6 protein-coding genes are annotated in these 5635 nt (G+C 71.2%); 4 read left to right on the forward strand and 2 right to left on the reverse strand.

The annotated features are described in order from the left end of the window. Both ASG00_RS01370 and ASG00_RS01375 read left to right on the forward strand, forming a co-directional pair. Positions 1–1469, forward strand: a 1469-nt coding sequence (locus ASG00_RS01370) for an HtaA domain-containing protein (RefSeq protein WP_200930822.1), incomplete at its 5' end; no start/stop codon positions are given. 164 nt (positions 1470–1633) lie between these two features. Next, positions 1634–1960, forward strand: coding sequence for a hypothetical protein (locus ASG00_RS01375; protein ID WP_048809093.1), 327 nt, complete (start codon positions 1634–1636; stop codon positions 1958–1960). Positions 1961–1969: 9 nt separating this feature from the next. Here ASG00_RS01375 and ASG00_RS01380 read toward each other — a convergent pair whose 3' ends face one another. After that, positions 1970–2578, reverse strand: a complete 609-nt coding sequence (locus tag ASG00_RS01380) for a hypothetical protein (RefSeq protein WP_045247551.1) — start codon at positions 2576–2578, stop codon at positions 1970–1972. A gap of 48 nt (positions 2579–2626) precedes the next feature. On the opposite strand from ASG00_RS01380, the gene purM reads away from it, so the two are divergent. Together purM and purF are read left to right on the forward strand one after the other, a co-directional pair. Next, a complete protein-coding gene (gene purM, locus ASG00_RS01385; protein ID WP_056206270.1) occupies positions 2627–3766 on the forward strand; it encodes a phosphoribosylformylglycinamidine cyclo-ligase in 1140 nt (379 codons plus the stop codon). 7 nt (positions 3767–3773) lie between these two features. After that, positions 3774–5234: an amidophosphoribosyltransferase gene (gene purF / locus ASG00_RS01390; protein WP_056206271.1), complete on the forward strand. Its 1461-nt coding sequence runs from the start codon at positions 3774–3776 to the stop codon at positions 5232–5234. A gap of 69 nt (positions 5235–5303) precedes the next feature. On the opposite strand, the gene ASG00_RS15040 is transcribed toward purF, so the two are convergent. Next, a complete protein-coding gene (locus ASG00_RS15040; protein ID WP_045247548.1) occupies positions 5304–5510 on the reverse strand; it encodes a DUF3073 domain-containing protein in 207 nt (68 codons plus the stop codon). Positions 5511–5635: the final 125 nt, after the last annotated feature.

The following is a 5635-nucleotide window of genomic DNA, read 5'->3' on the forward strand; positions in this document are numbered from 1 at the left end:
GCTACGTGACCGGTCCGATCGCCCACGGCAGCGTGATCGTGTCGGGAGGCGCGACCCTGAGTGACGGCGTCTACCGCTTCGGTCAGGCCGCAGGCAGCACGTTCGACGGCTCGATGGGAACCGTCTCGTACGTCGGCTCGGTGCGATACGTCGGGCACGGGGGCATCTTGGACGTCACCGTCGCCAACCCGCAGATCCGCCTGACGTCGGCGACCGCGGGCGCCCTCGTGGTCACCTCGGGCGGTCGGGAGGTCGTCTTCGCCACCCTCGAGCTCGCGGGCGCCACCCGCACCGAGGCGAGCGGCGCCGTCACCTACGCCGGTGTGGCGGCGACCCTCACCGACGCCGGCCGCACACAGGTGTTCGGCGGGAACGCCACCACGCTCGACCCGCTCACCTTCACCGTCGGCGCGGCGGCGGCGGCGCCTGCGGGCGCGACGGGCACGGTCGCGACCGCGTCGAGTGCGGTCCGCACCACCCGATCGATCCCGGCGACCCCGCCGGCGACCACGGGCATCGAGCTCGACGAGGCGACCCTCGCCGCGCTGCAGTCCGGTGACCGCGTGACCGTCACGGCGAGCGGCTTCCAGTCGGGCGAGACCGGCATCTCGATCGTCGTCTACTCGACGCCGACGCTGCTCGACACGGTGGCGGCGGATGCCTCGGGCACCGCCACCTGGACCGGCACGCTGCCGGCGACCCTCGCCGACGGCGCACACACGCTGACGTTCCAGGGGTCGGTGAGCCGCGGCATCCCGTTCACGCTCACCCGCGCCGTCGCGACAGCGCTCGGCACCTGCCAGGCGACCGCCGCGACGCTCGACTGGGGCGTCAAGGAGTCGTTCCGCACCTACATCGAGGGTATCGCCGCCGGCGGCTGGCAGCTCGAGGGCGTGACCTACGCCTACCCGGTGTTCTCGTGGGCCACGGGCACCGGCGCCGTCGACCCCGAGGCGCTGGTCGGCACGGTCATGTTCGGCGGCAGCGTCCGGTTCACAGGTCACGGCGGCGCTCTGGACACGACGCTCGCGAACGCGCGGATCGAGTTCGCCGGAGACGTCGGCTATCTCGTGTTCGACGTGACCGGCACGACCCAGGCCGGTGAGGCCGTGGCGCAGCACGACGTGCGGTTCGCCCAGTTCGCCCTGACCCCGTCGGTGCGGGACGCAGCCGGCATCACCCTGACGGATGCCGCCACCACCCTCACCCCTGCGGGCGCAGCGGCGTTCGGCACGTACTCGGCCGGGGAGCAGCTCGATCCGGTGTCGGCGTCGATCGCCCTGCCGTCCGGGTGCGCGGCCGCGGCGCAGTCCTCGAGCGGGTCGGGCGCAACCGAGGTCACGGCCGCGGGCGCCGAGCTCACCTCCGATGACACCGCGCTCGTGTGGCCGTGGTTCGTGGGCGGCGGCGTGCTGCTCGCGGCCGCCGTGCTCGCCGCGGTGCTGGTGGTGCGGCGCCGCCGGGCCTGAGCCCCGGTCGGTCAGCCGGCCGGTCGGTCCGCCGGCCAGACGGCACTGTGCGCGGCAGGCGGAACCCCGCCCGCCGCGCACCGTGCCGTCTCACCGACATCGCCGCGCGCTGTGCGGTTCCCGCCGCGGAACCCGCGCGGCGACCGCGGTGCGACAATGGAGGCGTGAGCGACACCCCCGACACCTCGGCCCCCGTGCGTCAGCGCGCGACGGTGCGGCGCGCGCCGAAGTTCACGGTCTTCCTCGTGATCGGCGCGGCGGTCGGGCTCGTGGCCGCGATGGTGCTGACCTTCGCGTTCCACGGTGCGGACGAGACGAGCGTGACGGGCGTCACCTACACGCAGCTGCAGGTCTTCGGCTTCCTGCTGCTCGTGTGCGTGGCCGTCGGCGTGCTGCTGGCGCTGCTGGTCGCTGTGGTGCTCGATCGCACCGTCGGCCGCCGGGTCGTCGAGGTCGAGGTCGAGCGCGACCGCATCCGCATCGAGGAGTGACGCGCCCGGTCACGCCAGGTCGGCGATGATCGGGTGCAGCGCCGAGTCGAACGCCACCACGTCGTCGCGCAGCCCGTCGGTCACCGCGATCGTGAGTGAGCCGATCCACCACACGCCGCGCTGAGCCAGCGGTAGCACCTGCACGTTCAGTTCGAACGAGTGGGCGGGGCGGCCCACCTGCCGCTCGTGATCGGCGATCGCGCTGCGGTATGCCCGCGCCGACGCACGCGGGGTGGCGGCGGCATCCGCACGATACGACTCGTGTGCACGCTCGGCGTACGCGAGCGCCGGCCGCGCGTGCGGGGCGATGTGCTGGCGCAGCTCGTCGGCTCCCTCGATCGGCAGGGCGACGAGCGTCTCGAATCCGCCGACCAGCGCGAGGGGAACGGGCGACGGATGCGCCTGCGGCTCGACCGTCATGGCCCAGAACGCGCGCCACTGCCGTTCGAGGGTCTGCTGCAGGTCGGCGTCGCGGGCGGGGTCGGCGAGAGGGATGCCGCGCAGCACCGGCAGCTCGTCAGGGGAGCGGAGCCCCAGCACCTGCCTCAGATAGAGGGCGAGGAGAACCGGGCGTCCGGCATCCTCACGGACCACCCACTGCGCATCCCCGGCGCTCATGGCGCCAGTGTAGGGCGGAGGTGCGCGCGTCGCGGGTAGGCTGGGCGCGTGGTCGATTCCCCGCGCAATCCGTATTCCGAGGCCGGTGTCGATACGGCGGCGGGTGACCTGGCGGTCGAGCTCATGAAGTCCGCCGTCAAGCGCACGCACGGACCCGAGGTGCTCGGCGGTGTCGGCGGGTTCGCGGGGCTGTTCGACGCCTCGGCGCTCACGGGCTACACGCGCCCGCTGCTCGCCTCCAGCACCGACGGCGTCGGCACGAAGGTCGCGATCGCGCAGGCCATCGACAAGCACGACACCATCGGCCAGGATCTCGTCGGCATGGTCGTCGACGACATCGTCGTGGTCGGTGCGAAGCCGCTGTTCATGACCGACTACATCGCGTGCGGCAAGGTCTTCCCCGAGCGCATCGCCGACATCGTGCGCGGCATCGCGCACGGCTGCGCCGAGACCGGCACGGCCCTGGTCGGCGGCGAGACCGCCGAGCACCCGGGGCTGCTCGGCATCGGTGACTACGACGTGGCGGGCGCGGCGACCGGAGTGGTCGAGGCCGATCGCGTGCTCGGCTACGAGCGCGTGCAGTCCGGCGACGTCGTGCTCGCGCTCGGCTCGAGCGGACTCCACTCGAACGGCTTCTCGCTCGTGCGCCACATCGTCGCGCGTGCGGGCATCCAGTACGGCGACAACGCCGCCGACTTCGGCACGACGTGGGGTGAGGCGCTTCTCGAGCCGACCCGTCTCTACACGACGCCGCTGCTCGGCCTCATCGACGCGTTCGGCGACCGCATCCATGCGCTCAGCCACGTCACCGGCGGCGGCATCGCCGCCAACCTCGCCCGGGTGCTGCCCCGGTCGACCTGGGTCGAGCTCGACCGCTCCACCTGGTCGCCCGCGCCCGTCTTCCGTGTGCTCGCCGACCTCGGCCAGCTCGACCTCGTCGAGACCGAGGGCACCTGGAACCTCGGCATCGGCTTCCTCGCGATCGTCTCGGCGGACAAGGCGGATGCCGCGGCATCCGCTCTCATCGATGCCGGCATCCCCACGTGGCAGGTCGGCGTCGTGCGCGACGGCGCCCTGCCCGACGGCCACTTCGAGCATGGCGCCAAGGGGGTCGACGGCGGCTCGGTCCGTCTCGTCGGCGCTTACGCCGGCGGCCCCGCCACCCACCTCACCCCCGGAGCGAAGTAACACCTCTATGTGCGGCATCGTCGGCATGGTCGGCCAAGGGCTGGTCAATCAGGAGATCTATGACGCCCTGCTGCTGCTGCAGCACCGTGGGCAGGACTCGACGGGCATCGCCACCGCCGAGCGCAGCGGCGTCTTCCATCAGGTGAAGGCGCGCGGGCAGGTGCGCGAGGCCTTCCGCACCCGCGACATGCGGTCGCTGCTGGGCGAGATCGGGCTCGGTCATGTGCGCTACGCGACGAAGGGCACCGCGTCGAGCGAGGAGGAGGCGCAGCCGTTCTACGTGAACGCCCCCTACGGCATCGTGCTCGTGCACAACGGCAACCTCACCAACACGCGTGAACTGACCGACGAGCTGTTCCACAAGGACCGCCGGCACCTCAACACGAGCTCCGACACCGAGCTGCTCGTGAACGTGCTCGCCGGCGAGCTGCAGCAGGTCATCTCGGGGCTCGAGCTCGACCCCGACCAGATCTTCGAGGCGGTGAGCCGCGTGCACCGCCGCGTCGAGGGCTCGTACGCCACGATCGCTCTCATCGCCGGGTATGGTCTCCTCGCGTTCCGCGACCCGTTCGGCATCCGCCCGCTGATCATCGGCACCCGCCAGGCCGCCAACGGCCGCTACGAGTGGATCGTGGCATCCGAGTCGCTCGTGCTGGAGAACGCCGGCTTCGAGGTCGTGCGCGACGTGCTGCCGGGGGAGGCCGTGTTCATCGACCTCGAGGGCACGCTGCACACGCGGCAGTGCGCCGAGCAGGCCACGCTCTTCCCGTGCTCGTTCGAGTACGTCTATCTCGCGCGTCCCGACTCGATCATGAACGGCATCTCGGTCTACGAGACGCGCCTGCGCATGGGCGACCGTCTGGCCGACACCATCGCGAAGTACACCCCGGCCGGCACGATCGACGTGGTCATGCCGATCCCCGACTCGTCGCGTCCCGCGGCGATGCAGGTGGCCCGCAAGCTCGGCATCGAGTACCGCGAGGGCTTCTACAAGAACCGCTACATCGGCCGCACGTTCATCATGCCCGGCCAGGCGGTGCGCAAGAAGAGCGTGCGCCAGAAGCTCAATGCGATGTCGAGCGAGTTCAAGGGCAAGAACGTGCTGCTGGTCGACGACTCGATCGTGCGCGGCACGACGAGCAAGGAGATCATCCAGATGGCGCGCGACGCGGGCGCGAAGAGCGTGACGTTCGCGTCGGCCGCGCCGCCGGTGCGCTACCCGCACGTCTACGGCATCAACATGCCCTCCCGCCACGAGCTCGTCGCCCACGGCCGCACGATCCCCGAGATCGCCAAGGAGCTCGGCGCCGACTACATGGTCTACCAGGAGATCGACGACCTGAAGGCGGCGATCCTCGAGGGCTCCGACGTCGAGGATCTCGACATGAGCTGCTTCGACGGCCGCTACGTCACGGGCACGGTCAGTGAGGAATACCTGGCCTGGGTCGAGGGCACGCAGACGTCCTGAGGGCGGTCGTCGCGAGCGGATGCCGCGTGCCCGCGTCGGCGCCACGTGGCGGGTGAGAGCGGGTCGGGCTCAGGCCTTCTCGTTGTCGAAGGCGTCTTCCTCTTCGAGCTCGTCCTCGTCGTCGTACTCGTCGGCCCACTTGTCGACGTACTGGTCGCCCTCGTCGCTGGGATGCCCGAGCTCACGCTCCAGCGCGGCGTAGTTCACGCTCGGGCTGTACGACTTGAGCTCACGGGCGATCTTGGTGTGCTTCGCCTTTTGACGGCCACGCCCCATGCGAGACCCCCTCACGATCTGAGAAGCGGGCTTCGAGGGGCCCGACGTATCCACGAGTCCGGCTGAGGAGCCGGGAAGAATAGCACTCAGAATAACACGGCGCATCGCCCCGCCTCCGTGCAGGG

Source organism: Microbacterium sp. Leaf351 (assembly GCF_001423825.1).
Classification (GTDB): domain Bacteria; phylum Actinomycetota; class Actinomycetes; order Actinomycetales; family Microbacteriaceae; genus Microbacterium; species Microbacterium ginsengisoli.

Bases quoted from the DNA above. Each gene is read 5' to 3' on its own strand.
- ASG00_RS01380 (WP_045247551.1), bottom strand. From the start codon at position 2,578: ATGAGCGCCGGGGATGCGCAGTGGGTGGTCCGTGAGGATGCCGGACGC.
- purF (WP_056206271.1), top strand. From the start codon at position 3,774: ATGTGCGGCATCGTCGGCATGGTCGGCCAAGGGCTGGTCAATCAGGAG.
- ASG00_RS15040 (WP_045247548.1), bottom strand. From the start codon at position 5,510: ATGGGGCGTGGCCGTCAAAAGGCGAAGCACACCAAGATCGCCCGTGAG.